Here is a 23197-nt window from a genome sequence, read left to right as displayed (position 1 = left end):
ACCGTAGGAACTACGGGGATAGCCTACTGAATTAGAAACCGTTAGGTTTCTGTACTTAGGAATCTCCCACTTCAAACAGTCCGTAAGGATGTTAAGTGGTGAGTAGTTCAATTGGGTATGATGAGGACCATCCGTATGGTCACGGAAAGGCCGAAGTCATTTCTTCAGGAATTGTAGCTATTATTTTAACTCTAGCATCTTTATTTATTGCCTATGAATCAATAAAAGCATTATTTCCCCCAGCGACTGAGCCTCATATGATTGCTTTTATAGCGGCTGTTGTTTCTTTAGTTTGGAAACAAATCTTATATGTATATACAATACGGATTGGCCGAAAAGCAAATAGTAAAAGGTCTTATCGCAACTGCTTATGACCATCTTGCTGACGTTTATGCTTCTATTGCCGCTGGAATTGGAATTGCTTTGCTAAACGATATATATCCAATTCCATATGCAGCTTATGATGATCCATTAGCCGGAATCATTGTTTCCTTCTTTGTTTTAAAACTTGCAATTAGTATGGGGAAAGAAGCTGTATATATATTAATGGAAGGTGGTCTACCTACTGAAAAATGTAGTGAATATAAGAAGATAATTCAGACACATCCATTGGTGAAAAGGATTGATAGAATGCGTGCCCGTGAACATGGCCACTATATTTTGATTGATGTTAGGGTTAGTGTCCCAGCTTATTTAAGTATCCAACAAGGACATGATTTTTGTAGAGAGATAAAAACGACGATTATGGAGCATGACCCAGATGTAGATGAAGTGCTCATTCACTTAAATCCGTGGTATCAAGAAAAATAAGCATGTTGAAGTTTAGAGTTATAAAATTAGGTAATTAGAAAGTACTTTTGTTAGTTTAGATAAATATATAATAGTAATTATTTTGAAATTGAAAACATATTAGTTATAGAACTTATTTTTGTGTATAAGGAGCATGAGTAGAATGAACAGAGTAGGAAAAGATGATTTTGTTTCTGGATTTGTACCGAAGCATAACCATGGATCAGTGGATTATACATCTGTTGTAGGTGGGCATGTGCATCAATGTTTAGACGTTACATCTCCACCAATTCAAGCACCAAATGGGGAACATATACATTATACAGAAGGGTATGTTCTTTTTGAGGATGGGCATACGCACCATTATAAGGCATATTCTGGACCAGCAATTCCAGTTGGAAATGGGATGCATGTTCATTATTATGATTTTTATACGACAGAAGATAATGGACATAAACATCGCGTTAAGGGAGTAGATCAACCTGCACCAGGTGACAAATAAGGCTGATAAAAAAATCCTCTGTTGAAAACAGAGAGCTTTTGTTTCAATTCATTTAAAAACCTTGAATAAAAGAATATAAGGTTCTGGTGCAAAAAATCTCTTAAACTTGGACATACTGATAGTACTACTCTAGAAAAGATGCGTGACCAGTATGGAAAGATTACTGTTCAATACAGCCTCTTTAATAGGCATTCCTTCTTTTCGATTTCGTTCGATTTTGTCGATTAATACAATTCCGTTCGTTACTCTCTTCCAAACTTATAATTTTCATAAAGAAAAGACACTCATATATGAGTGTCTTTTCCGATAGTTTTTTTAGCAGAAGCAAGCAGCTCCAACGATGATTAATAAAATAAACAATACAACTAATAAAGCAAATCCACCAGCAAAGCCGCCGCCACAACTACCACCAAAGCCCATAATAGTTCCTCCTTTAGATAAGAGAACAAAACACGGGGTCACTCTTGTATTTTAACGGATTCAATTTACTTTATGTTTTTACGCATGAATTGAGCAGGTCCTTTTGAAAATAAAGAAAAGACACTCTCCTTTGAGTGTCTTCTCTCCACTTGAACCATCTTGCTTTTGCGCGCGTCCATATATCTTTTTACTTGCAATTATCTTGAAGTTTTCGCACTAGAACCCAAAATACTTACTTATGTTTTCCTGGAAGACCAATATCTGCGAATAAAAATATGTTTAATGCTACTCTTATTAAATGCAAAGGGAACCTGCTACATTTTTATATGTAATATTGCATATAAAAATGTGTTGATAATAATGTAAGCGCTTACTATAATGAAGGCATAAAGATAAATCATATCTTAACAGCAATAAAAAGGAGGAAATAATATGGAAATCGCAATGGCAGTTTTGAAATTTTTAGGTGGAGTAATTCCATTAGTTCAAGAACTTTTAAAAGCATTTATGTAAGTTTATTATTTAGCAATCATTTATAAATCATTATCATATCTTAAGATAAAAAAAGAACGGGGTGTTTTTTCTGGAAATTAAGAAAAATAATAAAAGAATAAAATTCCTAGCATGTTTATTAGTTAGTTTATGCACTATTAATTATTCCTCTATTTCTTTCGCGGAAACACAAACAGGTAATGCAACTGATGCAACCAAAAATGCTAGTGGCATTAATACTGGTATAGCAAATTTAAAGTATGATAGTAGAGATATTTTAGCAGTAAATGGTGATAAAGTAGAGAGTTTTGTTCCGAAAGAAAGTATAAACTCAAATGGTAAATTTGTAGTGGTTGAACGTGAGAAAAAATCACTTACAACTTCACCAGTGGATATCTCAATTATTGATTCTGTGGCTAATCGTACTTATCCAGGAGCGGTACAACTTGCAAATAAAGCTTTTGCAGATAATCAACCAAGTTTATTAGTGGCTAAGAGAAAACCCTTAAATATTAGTATAGACTTACCTGGCATGAGAAAAGAAAATACAAAAACTGTCCAAAACCCAACATATGGTAATGTGTCTGGAGCAGTAGATGATTTAGTATCTACTTGGAATGAAAAGTATTCAACAACACATACGTTACCTGCAAGAATGCAGTACACAGAATCTATGGTTTATAGTAAATCTCAAATAGCAAGTGCTCTAAATGTTAACGCTAAATATCTTGATAATTCACTGAATATTGATTTTAATGCAATTGCAAATGGAGAGAAAAAAGTGATGGTTGCGGCATATAAACAAATATTTTATACCGTAAGTGCTGAATTACCTAATAATCCATCAGATCTTTTTGATAATAGTGTTACTTTTGATGAGTTAACTCGTAAAGGGGTAAATAATGCGGCTCCGCCTGTTATGGTGTCAAATGTAGCTTATGGTAGAACAATTTATGTGAAATTAGAAACAACATCTAAGAGCAAAGATGTACAAGCAGCCTTTAAAGCCTTACTTAAGAATAACAGCGTCGAAACGAGTGGACAGTACAAAGATATTTTTGAAGAAAGTACCTTTACCGCTGTAGTATTAGGCGGAGATGCGAAAGAGCATAACAAGGTTGTTACAAAAGATTTTAATGAAATACGAAATATCATTAAAGATAATGCAGAATTAAGCCTTAAAAATCCAGCATACCCAATTTCATATACAAGCACTTTCTTAAAAGATAATTCAACTGCTGCTGTTCATAACAATACAGATTATATTGAGACTACAACTACAGAATATTCAAGTGCTAAAATGACGCTTGATCATTACGGTGCATATGTTGCTCAATTTGATGTATCTTGGGATGAATTCTCATATGATCAAAATGGGAAAGAAGTACTAACACATAAAACTTGGGATGGAAGCGGCAAAGACAAAACTGCTCATTTCTCTACAGTCATACCACTTCCGCCGAATTCAAAAAATGTGAAAGTTGTAGCGAGAGAATGTACGGGTCTTGCATGGGAATGGTGGAGAACAATTATTAATGAACAAAATGTTCCATTAACAAATGAAATAAAGGTTTCAATTGGAGGAACAACATTATACCCAACTGCTAATATTAGTCATTAGTTAAAAGTGAAGCGCCCTGTAAACAGGGCGCTTTTCAAATATATCATACGCATCTAATTAGTGATTCAATATACTATTTTAAGTAGGAAAGACCGTCATATAGTCATCAAGCTAAAATTTCATAGTACCCAAGAACAAAATTTTGTGCTAACTTTTATCAAAAAGGTTTATTTTTTCGTTTAGGGGGTACTACATAAACATAGCTTGACAGCGATGGATAATTTTGAATTCTTAAGTTGATGGTAATGTGGTGCTACCCAAGAAGTGCCTCAAAAATTATTATTTTGAGTTCTTGTTACTTGATTGTACCCATTCCACCAATTTTAACATGTACATTAACTTTAACATCAGCCTTCGATAATGCTTTTCCCCAATGCTTTTGGACTCTTTTCCAATCCTTATATGTATACGCTCGTGCATACACCCCAAATCCTATAGGGTCAATTTCTGCTTTTTGCATTTTCTTAATGAAACGTTCTAAATCACTTTTCAACTGCTTTTCAATGCTTTTTTCTAATTTCTCACCACTATTCCTAACATTAAAAGGAAACAGTCGTTCTGAAATTACAATTCTCATATGTACATTCATATTAAACAAAAAATGATTTTTATATTGTACGCTAGTTTTTACTTTGGTACCTTGAGCAGTAAAACTTAACCAATGTTTTTCTTTGCTTTCAGATTGTAGCGGTACGGCAATAGTAAATGGAAATTCTCCCTTTATGTTATTTTGTAAAGTGCTTAATAATAAATTTTCTTTTGGTGTAATAGTTAGCTTATATCTATTCTTTTCATCAAGTAATGCGGTACCTGTCAACTTTATATCGTTATTCTTTTTAAGTGCACTTATACTCGCTGTCATTCCTTTTTCTCTTGTTTGGTTATGAAAATCTTGAAGAGTCGTTTGTACAGTAATATTTCTTCTATGTCCAGTATCAATTAATTTTGCCAAATATATAGGAAGACGAGGTTTATTTTTGGGAGCAGAATAAATTATGTCTGAAACAGGTCCATCCACAGCAACAATTCTTGTAGTAACCGTGTTTTTAGGATCTCGATAAAAAGGATCTAAATAATTCACCCACTTCTTATGTTTTAAAAGTCGCTTACCAATCAAAATAAGTTGTGTCTTGCTTCCTGATGTCAAAGCCATAACCATGGTATCAAATTTTTCACGAGAGTTTCGCACTGTAACAGATTTCACACCATATTGTTCTTCTTTAAACTTAGCTTCTTTATTGAAAACAGGACTGGATAAGTATACTTTCAAGTTATCATTTTCGTCCAAATCTAAACCCAGTATAAGAGTGAGTGTAACATCTTCTACATTCATTTGGTCTAAGTTTAAACACCCTGTGAGCAATAGCAGAGGAATTAAAACACTGCATAATATTTTCTGCTTCAATGTGCTTCCCTCCGAAAGTATTTTTTGTGGATTAAGTTATATATCCATAAAAATACAGGGAATAAGAAAGCTAATACAAGTCCAGCTTTCGATGTGAGTTTTTGAAATAGTTCAGATTCATTCCATGAGGGATGGATCCAAAACGTTACTATAATTACTGCCAATAATAAAATAGCTACATGAGAAGTATGATCTTGTTTTCCAATTAGTTGACTAGAACAAAATGTAGCACAGTACACACAAGGAATCCATGCAGTAGAGACGACAAGTAAGTAAATAGCTAATAAAATCATATCAAACCGTTCTAAAAAACGAAATTCAATAACTTTAAGCAAGTTTAGTACGGGTTGATTAAACTCTAAAATTGCATCTGGACTGAAGTATAAAAAGCAAATAACTATAGTAAATAGATAAAATACAAATGTTAAGGTATTTGCTATAATAATGCCTTGCATTGCATATTGCTTTTTTTGCAAAAAAGGATAAAGAAAAAATGCGATTTCAAATCCTATAAAGGAAAAAATAGTAGATGGAACAGCCGAAAAGATAGGTTTCCAACCCTCCTTTAATAATGGAAGAAAGTGTAACCAATTGCTATTCTCTAATGGTATGAAGAAAAAAAATGGAATCCACATTGTCATATAAAAGCATAATTCACAGTATCGACCTATTATGCGAGCACCATTGCGTGCAACCAGAAAGGTTGGAATAGAGAACAAAAACAAAATAATATAGTCGGATGTTTTTGGAAGAAGCCAGCCCTTAATATAAAGCATGCCATTAATTAGAACTGTCCATGCGTAAAAAGCAAAATATATCATATAAAGAATAATTACCATGGTAGCAATGATTTTCCCAAAAAGTCGAATAAGAATTTCATATAAGGTATCATTTGGATAGTGTTTGGCTGTTTGAATGAGCAAAATGCTGGCGGTCATAGCGCAAAACCAGCCAATAAATAGTGCTATCCAGCTATCTGTGCCAGCTTTTTCTGCAAGTACCCTTGGAAGGGATAGGATTCCAGTTCCTACTTGTGAGGCATTAATAATAAAGATATATTGCATGACAGTGATATCATTATATGCATATTTTTTCATATTTTCACCCTTTATCAGGATTAGTTTCTTTGTGATTCTTTGTAATATTTTTAGATTTTCTCTTCATTGACCACAAAGGAAAGCGAACGAATGTGTCCTTCATACCTGAAATGCGAAAAGGTGACAAAGGACTACCATAAGGAGTACCTAAGGACTCTAAACTTATAAGATGTGCAATTATAGTCATCCAGCCGATAGTAATTCCTACAATTCCAAATAAAGCAGCTAATAACATCATAGGAAAACGCAATAATCTTATTGCCAAACCCATTTCATAATTAGGAATAATAGAAGAAGCTATAGTTGTAACAGCAACAATAATAATCATGATATTACTCACAATCCCTGCTTGAACAGCAGCTTGTCCAATCACAATACCTCCAACAATCCCTACGGTCTGGCTAATGGGAGTGGGTAAACGAAGGGCAGCCTCTCTCATCATTTCTAAGGTAATCTCCATGAGTAAAGCTTCCATCACCGGAAGAAACGGAACGCGTTCTCTTGATTCTGCAATTGATAAATAGAGCTGTACAGGAATAACTTCATAATTAAATGAAATAAACGCTACATATGTTGCAGGTAACAATAAGGCAATAAAAAAACCTATAAAACGTAGTATTCGAACAGCGGAAGATACTAACCAACGTGTGTCGTAGTCATCTACCCCTTGAAAGAAAGAAATGAAATTTATAGGGGCAATTAAAACACTTGGGCTTCGATCCACAACAATGCCGAATCTCCCCTGAAGGATGTGAGATACAGTAGCATCTGGCCTTTCGGTCAAGAGAAATTGTGGAAAGGGTGAATATGGATTATCTTCAATAAATTCAATTATTTCACCAGTATTTATAACCGTGTCCACCTCAATATTTTGAATTCTAGTTTCCAATTCCTTAAGTACATCGTTAGAAGCTATATCTCTTAAATATAAAATAGATACTTTGGTCTTTCCTCTACTACCAATAAAAACCTCTTTTAATACTAATTCTCTATTAGGAATATACCTTCGTATTAAAGCTATATTTTGACTAGATGTTTCTACAAATCCTTGATGAGTCCCTTTTAGCGAGATTTCATTTTTAGGTTCTGTTATATCTCTTTGTGGCCACCCTTTTGTATTTAATTGATATCCTGCGTCTAAACCGTGAACTAACAAAATGCTATCCCCTTGAAAAATAGCATTTTCGACTTGATTCCAAGTATTAATTGTTTGAACTTCTCCTATTGTGACAGGGAGGCCATTACTAAAATCAAACGGTTTATACATCAAGGGGGACAGTATATTATTATGAATAGATTGTGTATCTGTTAATCCGGATAAGTATATTAGAGCGGCTTCTGATTTATTTACTAGTTGAAATTGGCGAATTACCAGATCAGGGGCTTGTTGAAAAAGTATTTGAAGATTATTTATGTTTTGGAATAAGTCACAGTTAATGTTATGATTTTCTACATTTTCTTTCTGTATATTTGAATTTCTGTTGCCTTGATCATTTATAGAATAACGTCCTTGTTTTAAAAATTTAAAAATAGGAAACACAACATAGACTCCCCTCGAAAAGACTTTTCAATATGTTTATTGTGTATATTTTATAGGGATTTATTCCACTATTTACTGCAGTAGCAATTTTTGCTAACGCAGAAAGCCAATTCTAATCACGACTACTCACTGGGATATACTCTTCACTTAGGGAGTTTTCTTGGCTAGAATGAAAAAGGGGACATATTTCCTTATGCCTTGCACGGTTTACATAAATTTTATCTGTAAGGGTGTCAAGTATCTTCGATATTCATTTACCATACAAAAAGCCCCACAAGCATAGCACTTAACAAAGAAACAGCTATTCCACTAACAAGAAGCTTCCAAACATTCTTACCGATAATTGATGATTTTTCTTCGCCAAATAATGAATTGTAAGTTCCATAAATCATACCCACTGTACTAAAGTTTGCAAAAGAGGCTAGAAATGTTGTTGCAACTGCAATAGTATGCGGATGTAGAGTGTTTAGGTGTGATTTTAAATCCATCATTGCTACAAATTCATTAGTTGTTATTTTTATTCCCATTAATTCAGCTACGTACATAGCATCAGTTCCTGATAAACCGAGTAAAAAAGCAAAGGGACTAAAGATAATGGAGAAGATTTTTTGAATTGTTAAACCAGCTACAAAAAAACTTAAAATACCATTTAAACATGCTGTTAATGCTACATATCCAATTACCATTGCTAAAATAACAATAACCATATTCATCCCAACTAACATGCTGTTTGAAATGGTAGAGAAAAAATCTTTCTTTTCTTTTTTTGAAGGTGAATAAACAATATCTTCTTCTTTAGTGATTTCTATAGGATTTAAAACATTGGCTAAAATTAATGCGTTTATACAGTTTAAAGGAATCGCACTGAAAATATATGTTGCTGGAACCATTGATAGATAAGCACCAAGAATGGAACCGCTGACGCTACTCATACTCATAATTCCAAAGGTTAACAAACGATTTTCTTTTAAAACAGATAATTGATCACGAACAACAGCGAGTGCTTCTGTGTTTCCTAAAAACATCATTTGAATGGAAAAGAAACTTTCTAATTTTGGTAAACGAGAAATTTTGGAAATGATTGCACCTACTTTATCAATAATCCAAGTTAAGATTCCAAAATAAGAAAGAATATCGAAAAAAGTGATAACAAAAATGATAGGAAGTAATGCGCTAAAGAAGAAGTCAATTGTTTGATTTTCCATAGCTGAGGGAAATGCAAATCGAATACCTTCATCCGCACATGATATTAGCCAAGAGAAAAAAGACGCAATTTTATTAATTATGATACTTCCCAATTTAGTGCCTAACATAAACCATGTTATAAGAAGTTCAAATATTATTAGAACTATGATTGGTTTCCATTTTATTTTTCTCCTATTAGGCGAACATAAGAAAACTAATAATAATACAATGAAAATCCCTATAATATTAAATATCAAATTCATGTCAACAACTCCTTGAGGTCTATTATTTGTATATGAAAAAGTTCTTATTCTTCACATTTTGGCTAATACCCAGAAAGTATGAAAAATAGGAGAGGATTATTTTTCGGGGTATTGTTAATTTAGAAAAAAATATTGTTAAGAATGAGAGAAAAGAAGGCAGAAACGTATGCAATTGACTCCAGCATTAAAAAGAGAACTACGTCGGTAAATTGAAGAAAGGAATGAAAATGAATATTTAATAAAAAGTCGTAAAGAAAAGGATAAGTCGAATGGACGCAGCATGGCATATAAGATGGATTTTGAGAGTTTTATGATCAAAACTTTGAAAAACGATCAGATATAGAAACAAGAGCTATTGTGAAATGGTTTGCTGCGTGTTGGAATCAAGCAGGCGTTTCACATGAATTGAAAACACTACTGAGTGTAATACAAATATCAGCTTCTATTCTGCAAAATTGTATTACGTCTGAAATGAATCAATTTTATTGGGAAGTATTAGAGAGAGAAATAGAGAAAAAGAATGTGCTGATAGATGAAAAGCTCAATATGGCTAAGTATCAATCGGGTACGTATCAAATACAAATGGAACAAGTAAATATAGGTGACTTGATTTAATTTGATTATTTTGTAATATCTTTTTCGTTTTTTAAATAAGGAATTAATTTTTCTAAATCATTACTCCATACTTTTTTGCACCAGAACCATAAAATTGAATATAAACGTTTGTAAGCCTGTGTATGTTTCTTTGCATTTGTCTACACTTTGGTATTGCAAAAAAAAGATCGACTTAACACTGTGAAATCTGGTAAAAAAATAATGAAAATTTAAGAATAATAGGGTAAACTAATCAATGGATTAGTATATAAACACACTAGTATACAGTAGATTGACGTTGATGTATTTGGAGGAATAGTTTATGAACAACAACACAATAAATGAATCAGTTGAAGAAATTGATAAAAAACGGGTGAGATCGAGCAAACGTTTTACAAATTGGAAGCTTATCGCAGCGGGTGGCGGTATAATTGCACTTCTTATTGGGGGAATGAGTTATTATCAGGCAACCCACTTCAATTCAAATGTTACGATTAATGACACAAAAGTCGATGGTCTGACCGCTGATCAGGCAATACAGAAATTAAACAAATCTGGACTAGAAAACAAAGTCTATGTCGGTCAACAACAAATTTTAGATGAAAAAGATACGCAAATGGAACTTACGGAAAAAGAGCTGTCTCAAGTTAAGAAACTATTAAAAAGCCAGTGGACATTTTTCCCTTCCTCAAAGGAAAAAAATTATTCGCTGCTACCGGAAAAAGCCGATCAATATCGTAGCGAAACGCTGAGAAAAATTGTAGAAGAAAAGCTAGTCTCTATGAATAAGAAATTAAAAGCACCTCAAGATGCTATGGCGAAGCTCGAACAAGGAAAAGTTGTTATTTCGAAAAGCGTTGACGGAAAACAGTATGACGTTACTAGCCTATTGAAAGATTACGACAAGCAAAAGTATAAAAGCGAAATTCATCTGAAGTCTGCATACATACAGCCTATTAAAGAAGACAATCCGATTGTCAAAAAAGAGGAGCAAGCATTACAGGAACTTCTTCAACAGTCCGTTGATTATAAGGTACAGAATGAAGTTTATCCTTTAAAAGCGAAAGATTTAATTCAAAATGCCTCTATGTCAAAGGATATGAAAGTTACAATCGATGCGAGTGACATTAAGAATAAGATTGCTGAAATTAATAATGCTAAATCAACATTAAATAAGGACTTCGCATTTAAAACCCATTCTGGTTCGGTCATTTCAGTAAAAGGACAAGGCTATGGCTGGGCACTAGATGTTGAAAAAGAAACAAAACAAGTTCAACAAGCCTTTGAAAAAGGCGAAAAATCGCTTTCTGCTTCTAATATTCATGGAAATGGCTGGGATAAAGAAGGCATCGGTTATGAAACAACATCGAATAATGGCATCGGAGACACGTATGCGGAAGTTTCAATTGCAGAGCAACAAATTTGGATTTACAAAGATGGAAATTTAGCAGTCACAACAAATGTAGTAACTGGTAAACATAGCACGGGTGAAGATACATCACCAGGTGTGTGGTACGTCCTTTATAAACGATCACCGTACACACTCAAAGGCAGTGCAGTAGGTAAACCTGATTATTCCGTTAAAGTAGATTACTGGGCTCCGTTCACAAATAGCGGCCAAGGGTTCCACGATGCCGGATGGCGAACAAACTGGGCAAATAATGCCTATTTAACGGGGGGATCGGGCGGATGTGTTAACCTTTCTCCTAGTATTGCAAAAACTGTGTATGATAATTTAAGCACTAATGAACCGGTTATCGTGTACTAGTAAATAGCAACCTCGCGTGAAGCGATGTATATATCAAGAACTTAAATTTATAAAAAAAGCAGGAAATCGCGAGTGATTTTCTGCTTTTTTTTATTATTTATACTATGCACTTCTCGTGTGCGGGGTAGAAAAACAGTTATATACGTTAACGTTAATACATAAAGGCATATAATCATAATTTCATGACTTGTAAAAAAAGAGCATTACGTGGTGAGTTGTTAAAAAGAAAATACCCTAATAGGGGTACCACCACATGCCCATCAAGCTAAGATTTTGGATCATCCCCTAAACGAAAATTTTATAATTCTACTAGTACACCCAAGTTTAGAAAGTTCTTTACAAGAATTTAGATCATTAAAATAGAAATTAGTTTATATTAAAATTAGTTTTATAGATTGAACATTGGAGGTATAGAATTAAGTTGGAAAAAAAATTTATGGTAATCAATAGCTTTTCTGGTGAAAATTTAACTGGAAATCCCGCTGCGGTTTTTTTTGATCCTAATGGTTTTGATAATAATACTTTGCAAAACATCGCTAAGCAGATAAACCTTGTGGAGACAGTATTTGTCTATCCCTCTTATAATACGGATTTTCTATTTCGTTATTTTACTCCTAATAAAGAAGTATCGCTTGCTGGACATCCAACAATAGCAGCATTTATGGCACTAGTAAACTCCAAGAAGATTGATCCTAGTAAAAAGAAAACGTATCAAATTGAAACTCAAAATGGAATACGTGAAGTTGTTATTGAAAACGTTAGAAATGAAGTGCTTGTAAAAATGAAGCAAAGCTCTCCTAAGTTTATTTCACCAATAATAAACAAAAAGACAATCGCCAATACTTTTGGGATTAATGAAGCAGATATTGCTTTCAATCTTCCAATTCAAACGATTGATTTAGGCGTGAAATATTTAGTAATAGCAGTAAATTCTTTAAGTGCATTAATGTCCGTTAAACGTGATGTTCAATTGTTACAAGAGTTATGTGAGAATTTGGGTGTTCGTGAAGTGCAAATATTTACATTTGATACTTATGGAGAGGATTTTGATTTTCATACTAGAAACCTGTGCCCCAGGGAAGGTATGGAAGATCCTGCTTGTGGAATGGGGAACGCTGCTGTTGGAGCATATCTTGCCAAGAATTATTATAATGAACAAAAGTGTATTCACCTTCGAGCTGAGCAAGGTACAATTGTAAAAATGCCTTGTTTAATAGAATTGTTTATATCTAAAAAAGAAAAAGATATAGAACTTTATATAGGTGGTACTGGTAAAAAAGTGGTTGAAGGTACGTTCTTTATTTAATTTATGGGCCATCAATCTAAGATGAATTTATATCTATAATTCCACAAAAACGCTATTCTTATTTGTAGAAATATACAGGAAGGATGGCGTTTTTGTATGAATCTATCGATTTCTGATGAACTACAATTATTTTCTAAAGAGTTACAACGGCATATGTCACCACATGCTTTGGGCCAGTTAGCTAGAAAAATCGGATTTGTTCAACGAAGAAGTAAATATCAAGCACAAGATTTGGTTGCTTTATGTGTTTGGTTAAGCCAAAATATAGCTCATACTTCTTTGGCACAATTATGTAGTCGTTTAGAAGCTCATACAGGTATTTCTATGAGTCCAGAAGGACTCAATCAACGCTTTAATTCTCAGGCTGTGCAGTTTTTACAACAACTCTTAGCACATTTACTTCACCAATAATTTTGTTCTTCTAGTAAGATTCTAACTTTGCATACAAACTATTTCCGTAGTATTCGTGTATTGGATTCTACACATTTTCAGGTTCCAGATAAATTCGCTTCTACATACCAAGGTTCAGGAGGTAGTGGTTATAGGGGTCCCGCCAACCAAATGACATAAAACCCACGCTAAGACATTTTTTGGAAGATATAAATCGGATTTTTCTTCGCTAAACGTAAAACTTATTAAATAGGCCCCACCACATTGCTATCAAGTTAAAAATCTGTTGTTCCCCAAAACGATAAAAATAAACTTCGGTACCATAAAAACATAAAATCTCCATTTAGGGGGTACTTTAAAATCTTAGCTTGATGGGTATGATATGGTGCCCCCATGAGGGATTAATGATTATTGAGTCTAAAATACAACACCTCTTTAAAGGGGAACGGATTTCTTGAGGTGAAAATAATAAAGTTACAAGTGAGTTTTGGGAACAGAATATATAAAATTTGGTTACATCCCGGCTAACTAAACCAGTACAATACCTCACCATATACCCGAACCTATTTTTTATTTATGTAAGAAGGAAAATAACATGATAGTATAAATAATTGACAGTTAGTTATTTACAAAATATAATTCATATATGAAATATGAGGTAGTTTCCAGAGAAGTAAGAAAAGTATATGAGGAATAATTGTAAACTCCATATAAATTATTTAGCATAAAGATATGATTATCTATATTAAATTTGTCCAATGTAGGCTTCGTTTTCTGAAGAAAGGAGTTTTTCTATGCAAATAGCGGCAAGAGAATTATATGCTTTGATTAGAGATGTATATCATCAATTACAAAGTAATCTCGAAAAGGAATTAGAACAATTTGATATCAGTATAGTACAATTTGGGGTAATACAAGTGTTATCAGATACAGAAAAAACGTCTATGTCTGATCTAAAACAAAAAATTGGTTGTGCTCCCAGTAATGTTACTACTATGATTCAACGAATGAAGCGAGATGGTTTTGTAACAACCACTAAAAATCCAGCTGATCAAAGAGGAACATTAGTATTTTTAACTGAAAAAGGGAAAGAAACAAAAGAAAAAGTAAATGTTCAATATAATTTATTTCTTCAAGAAAACTTTTCTTACTTTAATGAAGAAAAGTTTATAACGTTAACAGAAATCCTTGAAGATTATAAATGTCATTTACTAAATGTTGAAAAAGGAATAATAAAATTGTAACTAGAGACTAATAGTTACATTTTGTTTATATATATACTTCATATATGAAGTAATTTCCGAAGACAAGGAGAGATTTGAATGAATGACAAAGGCATTAAACCTATGTTATTTCTACTAGCAATTGTAGCATTTTTTATTGGGATGGATTCTCTAGTGGTATCACCTTTAATTCCTGATATTGCTAAATCAACTGCAACACCAATGGAAAAAGGAGGGTGGTTAATTACTTCTTATGCTTTATTTTATGGGTTAACTGCTCCATTTTTCGGACCGATTTCTGACAAATTCGGGCGTAAACAAATGATTGTAACAGGGATGTTAATATTCTCAATAGGAACTTTTTGTACTGGATTAACACAAGACTTTAACACAATTTTAGTTTTTCGCGCATTAACAGGCTTATCAGGAGCAATGATTATGCCAAGTATATTTGCATTAATAGGTGATAAAATACCTTATAAAATGCGTGGTATGGCGATGGGAATGATAATGGGGGCTATGGTTGGTTCTACTGTTTTAGGAGTACCAATTGGGGCTTTCTTAACTTCTGTTGGTAACTGGCAATGGACTTTTTATGGTATAGGAATTTTAGCATTGTTAGTTGCGTTTATTGTAATTGGAATGTTGCCTAAAACACCACCAACAAATCAAATTCAAGTTTCTGTACCAGTAGCAATGATTTCTGCAATTAAAACAGCTTTTACAAATTCATCTGTGTTCTTTGCATTATTATCCACTTTCTTGTGGACTGTTAGTTTACAAGGTATGTTTTCTTATATTGGGGTGTATTACAAAGAAAACTTTGATTTTGGTGTTGAAAAAACTGGAATGGTAATCTTTTTTGCAGGAGCTGGTAGTATTATTGGAAACGTCATAGGTGGTAAATTGTCTGATAAAATAGGTAAAAAAGCAGTTGTTTCAATTGCTACTATTATCGCGGCAGTTGGAGTTGTTAGTTTCTCATTGTTAACTGACCATGTAATAGCTGCAATGATCGCACACGTATTATGGAGTACATCAATTGGTTTTGGACAATCTTCATTAACAGCTTTAATCTCAGAATTAAGTCCGAAGGTCAGAGGTACTGTAATGGCTCTTAATAGCTCAGCAATGTATATTGGAATGATGTTTGCATCTGCAGGTGCTTCTTGGCTATTGGTGAGAGGACAGTCATTCTTAGCTATTGGTATACTATGTGCAACTGCTAGTTTCCTAGTACTACCAATTGTTTATTTTTTAGTAAAAGAAGGCTCAGCTACAACAGTAAATGAACAAAAAGCCCAACTAAAATAGTAAAAGTAAATAATATCCGTGTATATGTCAAAATTATTTATACAAACATTTCTTTTGTGCTAAAATAACAATTTTTTCAGTAAAATGAATTATTATAAATGGAATTATTTACAAACGAATATCCGTATGATATAAATTTTACGTGGGAATTTTAACATGGAATTGTTTTTTTGAGAATATATTTCATATATGAAATTCATATATGAAATATATTCCGAAACCAAATTAAGATTTTAATTTATACTATGTTGGAAAGAGGGAAGTAAAAATGAACACCATTGAAATCGATTATTGTATTATTGGCGGAAGTCCAGTTGGTTTAACACTTGCTCTGTTACTTGGGGTCACCATATCAAAAAAAGAAAATTGTACGTTTAGACACAATTTAACTAGTCTTCTGTACGCTAATCGTAAAGCTAATGAAATAAGTTAATATAAGTTAATAGTAAGCGTTGCAAAAATTAACATATATGCAACACTTATTGCTGGCTTGATTTTTATAGTGCCACAACGTTGCATATATTATGTTGCAAATAAAAATCCGAAAATGTTACGATATTTGTAGCAAAATAGAAAAATAGACTTATGCAACGTTAGGGGCGCAAAAAATGAATTACGCATATATTCGAGTGTCAACTCCGCAACAAGATTACACATTCCAGAAAAAAGCAATACTTACATATTGTGAAACGAACCAAATTGAATTGTTAGAAGAATATATTTTTGAGGAAAAGCAAAGCGGCAAAAATATGGAGAGAGAACAATTCCAAATTCTTATGCAGCAATTAAATCCAGGGGACACACTTATTGTCTATAAATTAGATCGTTTAGGTAGAAATCTTTCTGATATGATTCGTACTCATGAAAAACTGATCAAAAACGATATTGGAGTCATTGCTATTAACGATAATATTGATACTCGTAAGAAAGATGACATGACGACTAAAGTAATGGTTACAATCTTATCTTTATTTGCTGATATTGAACGGAACTATATACTGGAGCGAACGCACGCTGGTCGTATAAAGTATGTAGAAAATGGCGGGAAACTGGGGAGAATGCCTAAAATCAATAAGTCTAAAACTGATTTGATACTCGAGTTACTTGAACAGGGAAAAACGAAACAGGAGATTGCTGATTTTTTAAATGTTGACAGAACTACTATTTATCGCACATTAAAACGAAATGGGTATTAGGAATTTATTCATAACACGTGCTATCTATGCATCCAGTGTTCAAAGAATATTTGACCATAAAAACTGTACCCCTAATTGTTAGTTATGTCTAAGAATTAGAGGTACAGTTTTTTATCTATTTATTTATACACGTACAGCTGTACCACTTACAGCAACCATTAACATTCCGTCGCGAACCACTTCGTAGTCTACATCGATACCAACTACTGCATTTGCTCCTTTTTTGGTTGCAAGTTGTTTCATTTCTTCCATCGCAATGTCGCGAGCTTCTTTTAATTTACTTTCATATGAACCAGCACGGCCACCAACAACGTCACGAACAGAAGCAAAGATATCACGTACAATATTTGCACCCATAATTGCTTCACCGTTTACGATGTCTACATACTCAATAATTTCTTTTCCTTGAATTGTATTAGTTGTTGTTACGATCATTATTAACACGCTCCTATAATCTCTAAAAAATTTATTGTTATTTCTGATGCTCTTATTATTACATGGAGACAGTAAAGTAACTATCTCCTAGCCTTACATAAAGATGACAGTTCTGTAAGGTAGTAAAACAAAAAAGCTATTTACAACATATATCTCCACTTGGATGGGAGCATATTAACTTTCTTGGGGGGTATAAATTTAAATTCAAACAATCAACTACTTTAGAATCATTAAGACCATTCCGGAAGTAAAGTATCAAATCCGAAATTCCTTAACGGGGGAAAATCGGATTTTCATTTTCCAAAAAAATGTATTAGTGTGGGTTTTATGTCATTTGGTTGGTGGGCCCCATATATATAAGAATTTGTTGTTAATTCGATTGTAGGCCAGAACTTTGGTGAATAATTTTATTATTTTTCCAATCAAGTTTATAATTATCCATAATTCCAAAGTTGTTATAATTAAAGTTTTTGTTATTTTCTCCTGTCCAACCTCTTAGACTATTATACCATAAGAGATACAGATCGTTTTCTCTAGCATGTTTTACAGATAAATCCGTTGTAGTTGCATTTTTATCTGCAATTATAATTGCCATTGTACTTGGCTGAAAACCATATCTTACTAGAGCTGGAAGTTGACTGTCTGATGTGAAATTATCTCCCGCATTAATGAATGGATCGGTACGTGAGTTCATAAATAGTTCATTACCATAAAAACCACCCGAATCTCTATTATAAGGTCCATATCCTTTATTATAAAATTGATTAAATTCTACATTCCAATCTACTTTTTTATCTGTGTTATTTGTTACAAACGTTTTATAGTCTGGTTGTTCATATGATATAGTATTAGACCAAGATGCACCGGCTGATGCAGATGATGATGGACCTTCTGGTTTAATCTCTAAACCTCCACCTACATTGTATGAAACTGTAGAAGCTACTGTTTTTGATTCAATTTCATTTTTAGGTGCAACTTTATAAAATTTTGCATTGTCATTACTTGTAATTTCTAACCCTGTTTTAAAAACAGATGGCCATCTCAACGAAGCTGCAGATGGTGTTTCAGGGCTACGATAAAAACTTGAAGCAATATTACTTCCTTCTGTAAAAACGATTGCATATTTTTTATCAGTATTTGGATCATCAATAAATGAAACTTTTATTGAACTTTTTATGTTTGCGTCAGCATTATAAGTTGAATCTAGACTATGCATAATTTTCGCGCCTTGTCCTATATCTTCAACTTTTGGTAAAGAATCTGCGTGCGCAAATGAAGAATTAAATGCTAAAGATCCACTAACAACAGTGGTGGCCAAGACTAAAGTTTGTACGAATTTTGTAGTTTTTTTCTTTGGAGTCATTGTTTAATTTCCTTTCATAAAAAAAAATAATAGAAATGTATATGTCGATAAATAGATTCTAATTTATATTTCTTGCAATTTTCTTTCATAAATATAACAAAAGTATTACATTTAATTTCATAGAAAGATAAAATTGAGAAATTTTCATTTAGGGGATACTTCAAAACCTATGAAGAGATTAGCAGAAACATATGAAGATAAAGGAGTTGTTGAAATTGGATACAATTCAATTAATTGAAGATTTTATATTACCTTACTATGCTCAAAAAGATATTATGCACAATGTTGAACATATAAAACGAATTTTAAATTTATCTCTAGAAATGGCTAAAATATATAAAAATAAAGTAGATGAGGATTTACTTAAATATGGCGCATATTTTCACGGAGTAATATATGAAGAAGATATAAGAATAAGTATTGAAGAATTTCTTAAGGGTATTCGGTTTAGTGGAGAAAAAATAAAACGAATTCTAGAAGTAGCAGACGGTTCTCAAAAGGATGGAAAACCAGAAAGCCTAGAAGCTAAGATTCTCCACGATGCACATTTACTTGAGGGTGGAGAGACATTCTTAATTGTTAAATCTTTAATCACTGGATCACTTAGAGGACAATCCTTACTGGAAACGATTGAATATCTAGAAACAAATATACTTAATAAACATCATTGTTACTTACCCGAAAATATTGAAAAATACAAGGGAAAGGAAAAGTTCGCTTTTGACTTTCTATACAAACTCAAAACACATATATAATGTTCAATTTGTGAAATTTGGCACTTAAATTATGTGAGGGGTTTTATGGAACATTTGGGCTCTAAATAAATAGAAATTTTTAATACAATAAAAATTTACCATGTTTGTTTTATTATAAATCTCAAAAACGAGGGTATTTGATACAAATGAAATTCCCCCTAGAATGTGCTGAAAATAGCTTGAAATACGTCTCAAAACTCATCTCTAAATCAAAGTTTCAATTTAAACAAGCAATATTGAGTTTTGAGAATTCCTTAACGTATAAAAAGGTTAAAATGTGAGTGCTACCCCTAAAACAGAAGAGTAAATTCCCTGTTGCAGAATCCTTATTATAAGGATTCCTTTTTTTGTATCTAAAATTTACAAATAAAAAAAGATAAGATCGGCCAATACGGGGTTCGACCGAGATACGTGTAAAAACAGGCCATAGGCTTACTTATATTTCCAGATTGTATTTATTGGGCTTATAAATATCGTTTCGTCTATTTTTATTAAGTAATTTGTCTATTATGGGTTAACCCTAATCATCCATTAATTAGCTACTGAAAGCACTTGGTTTCAATTGTATGATAATAAGTTCAAAAATAATAGAGAAAACTCCGATTTTAAGTCGGTTTGGAAATAAAAGTAAGCCTATAACTCAAAATTACATGTATCTCGGCTGTACCCCATATTCAAACAACCCTGTGTAATTCCACAAAAATACTCGTATAAATCCCTTTTCGAACTTTGGCACACTCTTTCTTGCATTGTCGAACAAAAAAAACATATTTCCTTCCTAAATTGCATTGATAGTAGAAATAAGCACTAAAAAGGGGGAGTATGTTATGTTCGGTTCCTTCAAACCGCTGAAGAAACAAAAAGTTAAATCAAGCAAGGTTCTTTCAAAAAAATCATATAAGGGCAAGCACTAATCATGATGTTGAGCCATTTTAAAAATTCTGTTAACAGTTAATTCAGGAGGTTGTAAGAGATATGAAGTCTGCCGTTTCCCCAAGGTCATTGTCCGGATTCCTTGGTCTTGTTTTTGCTTTCGCGATCCCTTTTTGGGTGGTTGGCGCCATGACGGGAAGCATGAAAGGGCTGCCGATGAATCTCCCGACGAGTGCCTTGATGTTTGTTTGTCCCGCCATCACCGCAGCCATTCTTGTCTACAAACAAGATCGGACGAAAGGCGTAAAGCAGCTGCTGGCTAGAGTGCTCGATTACAAAAGAATTAAGCTTAAGATCTGGTATATTCCTATTATTTTTATCATACCGTTAATCGGGCTGCTCTCATATGCAATTCTACGTATGTTAGGGCTCCCACTATCAGGGGTTCAAACTCCATTGCTGGCGCTCCCACTACTCTTTATTTTGTTCTTTATCTCCGCCACGTTTGAGGAACTGGGGTGGATGGGTTATGCGATTGAGCCGATGCAGGAGCGGTGGGGAGCACTTGGGGCAGGCCTGATTTTGGGCTGCGTGTGGGGAATATGGCATGTTATTCCGTTGATCGAGGCCCATCATTCTCCGGCATGGATTGCAGCCTGGTTCCTTGGCGCCGTTACAGCAAGGGTCATTATCGTCTGGGTGTATAACAATACGGAAAAAAGCATCTTTGCATCCATCATCATCCACACGATGCTGAATGTGATTTATTCTTTTTTACCAAGCTATGATGCGAGTTATGTCCCGGGCATAACCGGTGTTGTAACAACCCTTGCGGCGATAATCGTCACATTCCTGTGGGGTTCACGAACACTGGCGCAGTTCAGATACGCGTAACAACGATCTTATTCTGCGTTTGGTCATATCAATATAATGAGGGAAAGCAGTCGCTTTCCCTCATTGTTTTAGCAGATGCGTTCCGACCGATCAATGAGTTTCTGATGTTCCTCCCCCCATTGATTCAACAAACCCATCAGCGGGATGAGGCCTCGGTCAAAGAGTATTCTAATTTGGGCGGAATTTCGGGGTATATCTCCCGTTTAACCAAACCATTGAGTTCCGCTTTCTTTACCATACCGAATTTTGTTATTCATCATTTGCTTGTAAGCCAATTTATCATTGGTTGCACAGTTAACAGCAGAGACGAAGCATCCGTATTCTGTCTTTTTAGCACTTACGAGTCTCGTCACGACAGAGTCACGGTTTGAGAGATAAACACGCAGCTCTTCAAAGGCCTCAGGTGTATTGCGAATGAAAGAGTAATAGCCGTTTTTGACCATATCCGCAATAACGAGTGCATCCTTTTGTCGCTCTTAGAAGGGGTACCGCTAGCATTTCGGAAAAAACCCACGCTAAGAGCATGCAAGATTTTATACAGTTTTTTGGCTAATCCAATAACAAACGAGAACCCGAAAACCCACACCATAATAGGAATTTATAAAAAATTGCATAGATTGATAAAAAGAAAAAAGGCGAATCCCTTATGAGAGTAAGGGGACGCCTTTTTCTTTGCTACCGATAATGAGACGTTATGTGAACTAAATATGTATAGAATATACATCAAAAAATGTACGACTTATTCTAGTTTCTTCGTGATAGAATGTAATTAATTCATATATTCAAAAAGTGTAAGGGGGAAAACTTTTGTATAAAAAACTTAGAAAACATCTTATATTAGGCGCCCTATTCTTTATCATTAGTGGCTGCTCAATTTCAAAAGGATACGACACACAACAAGAAGCATTAAAACAAGGATTAAAAACAACAAATAATACAGAACTAGATAAATATAATGCTCTAAAACGTATTATAAAAATAGATGAAAAAATAGCCTTTTTTGTTACACCTGATAATTACATTTCAATAGCAGATTTAGAAATAGAAAATGGAAAATGGACTGTTAGTGGGATAACAGGAGGAGCAAATGTAAGTGAGTTAGAAGTGCAAGATTCTGGTATATCACCTACTATGGGAATATCAAATGGCAAAGTTATTTATGGTTATCTTAAGAACCCATCTATTAGCAAGGTATCATATGAATCTACCCCAGGACATATTGTAGATTTAGATAAATTCTTACCAAACGAAACAAAGTACAAAGGATGGAGTTTATGGTACGTGATCCTTCCTAATAAATTAGATGATGATTTAAAGTCTTTTGATCTTATTACGACTGTTTTAGAATTTAAAGATACAAATGGCACTATTATAAAATATAATAACTGATCATCTAAAAACAACTTCTGATAACGAGAATTATGTAAATGAGCTGTCCAAATGGATGGCTTATTTTATTTTTTGCTTAGCGTGGTTTTTTTCCAAAATTCTGGCGGTACCCCATCGCTATCAAGCTAAAATTTTATAGTACCCCCAGAACGAAATTTTGTGTTAACTTATAACAAAAAAGCATATTTTTTCGTTTTGGGGTTGATCTGTTTTCTTAGCTTGATGGTCATGGCGTGCTCCCCCTTAAAGGTCAATTGATAAATTAAAACAACGTTCAATTATTTAAAATAAAGATTAATGAGGAATCCTATTTTTACAATTTTCACCCTTAATGTAAAACAGGTTAGTTGAATAAGAAACAGTTACTATTCATCGGTTAGTTT

19 protein-coding genes and 4 pseudogenes are annotated in these 23197 nt (G+C 33.5%); 13 read left to right on the top strand and 10 right to left on the bottom strand.

Annotation, left to right across the window (positions count from 1 at the left end):
- The first annotated feature begins 95 nt into the window (after positions 1-95).
- Positions 96-810, top strand: a pseudogene (locus tag ACTFQM_RS26885) (cation diffusion facilitator family transporter).
- Between the two features lie 142 nt (positions 811-952).
- Entirely contained in the window at positions 953-1291 is a 339-nt protein-coding gene (locus ACTFQM_RS26880) for a YmaF family protein (protein ID WP_002175234.1), read from the top strand.
- Positions 1292-1606: 315 nt separating this feature from the next.
- On the opposite strand, the gene ACTFQM_RS26875 is transcribed toward ACTFQM_RS26880, so the two are convergent.
- Positions 1607-1711, bottom strand: coding sequence for a YjcZ family sporulation protein (locus ACTFQM_RS26875; RefSeq protein ID WP_000505684.1), 105 nt, complete (start codon positions 1709-1711; stop codon positions 1607-1609).
- 574 nt (positions 1712-2285) lie between these two features.
- On the opposite strand from ACTFQM_RS26875, the gene alo reads away from it, so the two are divergent.
- On the top strand, positions 2286-3824 hold the full coding sequence (gene alo, locus ACTFQM_RS26870; RefSeq protein ID WP_440036994.1) for an anthrolysin O/cereolysin O family cholesterol-dependent cytolysin Alo: 1539 nt from the start codon (positions 2286-2288) through the stop codon (positions 3822-3824).
- A 295-nt stretch (positions 3825-4119) separates the two neighbouring features.
- On the opposite strand, the gene ACTFQM_RS26865 is transcribed toward alo, so the two are convergent.
- From ACTFQM_RS26865 to ACTFQM_RS26850, 4 genes are all read right to left on the bottom strand, one after another.
- Complete coding sequence (locus ACTFQM_RS26865; RefSeq protein WP_440036992.1) at positions 4120-5229, bottom strand: Ger(x)C family spore germination protein; 1110 nt, start codon at positions 5227-5229, stop codon at positions 4120-4122.
- A complete protein-coding gene (locus tag ACTFQM_RS26860) occupies positions 5226-6326 on the bottom strand; it encodes a GerAB/ArcD/ProY family transporter (RefSeq protein WP_440036989.1) in 1101 nt (366 codons plus the stop codon). Before ACTFQM_RS26860 ends, ACTFQM_RS26865 begins: the two co-directional genes overlap by 4 nt.
- Positions 6327-6330: 4 nt before the next feature.
- Complete coding sequence (locus ACTFQM_RS26855) at positions 6331-7866, bottom strand: spore germination protein (RefSeq protein ID WP_440036986.1); 1536 nt, start codon at positions 7864-7866, stop codon at positions 6331-6333.
- Between the two features lie 254 nt (positions 7867-8120).
- On the bottom strand, positions 8121-9314 hold the full coding sequence (locus tag ACTFQM_RS26850; protein WP_002175229.1) for a NupC/NupG family nucleoside CNT transporter: 1194 nt from the start codon (positions 9312-9314) through the stop codon (positions 8121-8123).
- A gap of 387 nt (positions 9315-9701) precedes the next feature.
- Between ACTFQM_RS26850 and ACTFQM_RS26845 the strand changes: the two are divergent.
- The 7 genes and pseudogenes from ACTFQM_RS26845 to ACTFQM_RS26815 form a co-directional block, all read left to right on the top strand.
- Positions 9702-9926 (top strand): annotated as a pseudogene (locus ACTFQM_RS26845) (histidine kinase dimerization/phospho-acceptor domain-containing protein); the annotation flags it as partial.
- Between the two features lie 304 nt (positions 9927-10230).
- Positions 10231-11676 (top strand): L,D-transpeptidase family protein, encoded by a 1446-nt coding sequence (locus ACTFQM_RS26840; protein WP_440036984.1) that lies wholly within the window; start codon positions 10231-10233, stop codon positions 11674-11676.
- A gap of 421 nt (positions 11677-12097) precedes the next feature.
- Positions 12098-12982, top strand: a complete 885-nt coding sequence (locus ACTFQM_RS26835) for a PhzF family phenazine biosynthesis protein (RefSeq protein ID WP_440036982.1) — start codon at positions 12098-12100, stop codon at positions 12980-12982.
- Positions 12983-13078: 96 nt separating this feature from the next.
- Positions 13079-13525 (top strand): annotated as a pseudogene (locus tag ACTFQM_RS26830) (IS4 family transposase); the annotation flags it as partial.
- A gap of 641 nt (positions 13526-14166) precedes the next feature.
- On the top strand, positions 14167-14616 hold the full coding sequence (locus ACTFQM_RS26825; RefSeq protein ID WP_440036981.1) for a MarR family winged helix-turn-helix transcriptional regulator: 450 nt from the start codon (positions 14167-14169) through the stop codon (positions 14614-14616).
- Between the two features lie 78 nt (positions 14617-14694).
- On the top strand, positions 14695-15909 hold the full coding sequence (locus tag ACTFQM_RS26820) for an MFS transporter (protein ID WP_440036979.1): 1215 nt from the start codon (positions 14695-14697) through the stop codon (positions 15907-15909).
- A gap of 608 nt (positions 15910-16517) precedes the next feature.
- Positions 16518-17105 (top strand): recombinase family protein, encoded by a 588-nt coding sequence (locus tag ACTFQM_RS26815; RefSeq protein WP_440036978.1) that lies wholly within the window; start codon positions 16518-16520, stop codon positions 17103-17105.
- A gap of 123 nt (positions 17106-17228) precedes the next feature.
- On the opposite strand, the gene ACTFQM_RS26810 is transcribed toward ACTFQM_RS26815, so the two are convergent.
- Entirely contained in the window at positions 17229-17540 is a 312-nt protein-coding gene (locus ACTFQM_RS26810; protein ID WP_440036977.1) for a heavy metal-binding domain-containing protein, read from the bottom strand.
- 370 nt (positions 17541-17910) lie between these two features.
- Positions 17911-18903, bottom strand: a complete 993-nt coding sequence (locus tag ACTFQM_RS26805; protein WP_440036975.1) for a beta-channel forming cytolysin — start codon at positions 18901-18903, stop codon at positions 17911-17913.
- Positions 18904-19118: 215 nt separating this feature from the next.
- On the opposite strand from ACTFQM_RS26805, the gene ACTFQM_RS26800 reads away from it, so the two are divergent.
- A complete protein-coding gene (locus ACTFQM_RS26800) occupies positions 19119-19658 on the top strand; it encodes a hypothetical protein (RefSeq protein ID WP_440036974.1) in 540 nt (179 codons plus the stop codon).
- A 975-nt stretch (positions 19659-20633) separates the two neighbouring features.
- Entirely contained in the window at positions 20634-21425 is a 792-nt protein-coding gene (locus tag ACTFQM_RS26795) for a CPBP family intramembrane glutamic endopeptidase (protein WP_440036972.1), read from the top strand.
- A 136-nt stretch (positions 21426-21561) separates the two neighbouring features.
- Here the strand turns inward: ACTFQM_RS26795 and ACTFQM_RS26790 are convergent, their stop codons facing one another.
- The 3 genes and pseudogenes from ACTFQM_RS26790 to ACTFQM_RS26780 form a co-directional block, all read right to left on the bottom strand.
- Positions 21562-21663 carry a winged helix-turn-helix transcriptional regulator gene (locus tag ACTFQM_RS26790; protein ID WP_440036971.1) on the bottom strand — a complete coding sequence of 34 codons (102 nt, stop codon included), beginning with the start codon at positions 21661-21663 and terminating at the stop codon, positions 21562-21564.
- Complete coding sequence (locus ACTFQM_RS26785; RefSeq protein ID WP_440036996.1) at positions 21629-21778, bottom strand: hypothetical protein; 150 nt, start codon at positions 21776-21778, stop codon at positions 21629-21631. The genes ACTFQM_RS26790 and ACTFQM_RS26785 overlap by 35 nt, the downstream gene beginning before the upstream one ends.
- Positions 21758-21924: pseudogene (locus ACTFQM_RS26780) on the bottom strand (IS110 family transposase); the annotation flags it as partial. The gene ACTFQM_RS26785 and the pseudogene ACTFQM_RS26780, both read right to left, overlap by 21 nt.
- 308 nt (positions 21925-22232) lie before the next feature.
- Here ACTFQM_RS26780 and ACTFQM_RS26775 point away from each other — a divergent pair.
- Positions 22233-22814 carry a hypothetical protein gene (locus ACTFQM_RS26775; protein WP_440036970.1) on the top strand — a complete coding sequence of 194 codons (582 nt, stop codon included), beginning with the start codon at positions 22233-22235 and terminating at the stop codon, positions 22812-22814.
- Positions 22815-23197 lie beyond the last annotated feature (383 nt).

Origin of the sequence: Bacillus cereus group sp. MYBK30-2, assembly GCF_051915945.1 — a bacterium.
In the GTDB taxonomy this organism is placed as follows: domain Bacteria; phylum Bacillota; class Bacilli; order Bacillales; family Bacillaceae_G; genus Bacillus_A; species Bacillus_A paramycoides.
Note: the sequence above shows the minus strand (reverse complement) of the source record. Positions and strands in the feature narration are given on the sequence as shown.

What these genes read in the sequence shown, in the direction of transcription:
- ACTFQM_RS26840 (WP_440036984.1), top strand. Translation starts at nt 10,231, where the DNA reads ATGAACAACAACACAATAAATGAATCAGTTGAAGAAATTGATAAAAAA.
- ACTFQM_RS26790 (WP_440036971.1), bottom strand. Translation starts at nt 21,663, where the DNA reads ATGGTAAAGAAAGCGGAACTCAATGGTTTGGTTAAACGGGAGATATAC.
- ACTFQM_RS26805 (WP_440036975.1), bottom strand. Translation starts at nt 18,903, where the DNA reads ATGACTCCAAAGAAAAAAACTACAAAATTCGTACAAACTTTAGTCTTG.
- ACTFQM_RS26880 (WP_002175234.1), top strand. Translation starts at nt 953, where the DNA reads ATGAACAGAGTAGGAAAAGATGATTTTGTTTCTGGATTTGTACCGAAG.
- ACTFQM_RS26815 (WP_440036978.1), top strand. Translation starts at nt 16,518, where the DNA reads ATGAATTACGCATATATTCGAGTGTCAACTCCGCAACAAGATTACACA.
- ACTFQM_RS26850 (WP_002175229.1), bottom strand. Translation starts at nt 9,314, where the DNA reads ATGAATTTGATATTTAATATTATAGGGATTTTCATTGTATTATTATTA.
- ACTFQM_RS26860 (WP_440036989.1), bottom strand. Translation starts at nt 6,326, where the DNA reads ATGAAAAAATATGCATATAATGATATCACTGTCATGCAATATATCTTT.
- ACTFQM_RS26825 (WP_440036981.1), top strand. Translation starts at nt 14,167, where the DNA reads ATGCAAATAGCGGCAAGAGAATTATATGCTTTGATTAGAGATGTATAT.
- ACTFQM_RS26820 (WP_440036979.1), top strand. Translation starts at nt 14,695, where the DNA reads ATGAATGACAAAGGCATTAAACCTATGTTATTTCTACTAGCAATTGTA.
- ACTFQM_RS26875 (WP_000505684.1), bottom strand. Translation starts at nt 1,711, where the DNA reads ATGGGCTTTGGTGGTAGTTGTGGCGGCGGCTTTGCTGGTGGATTTGCT.
- ACTFQM_RS26810 (WP_440036977.1), bottom strand. Translation starts at nt 17,540, where the DNA reads ATGATCGTAACAACAACTAATACAATTCAAGGAAAAGAAATTATTGAG.
- ACTFQM_RS26795 (WP_440036972.1), top strand. Translation starts at nt 20,634, where the DNA reads ATGAAGTCTGCCGTTTCCCCAAGGTCATTGTCCGGATTCCTTGGTCTT.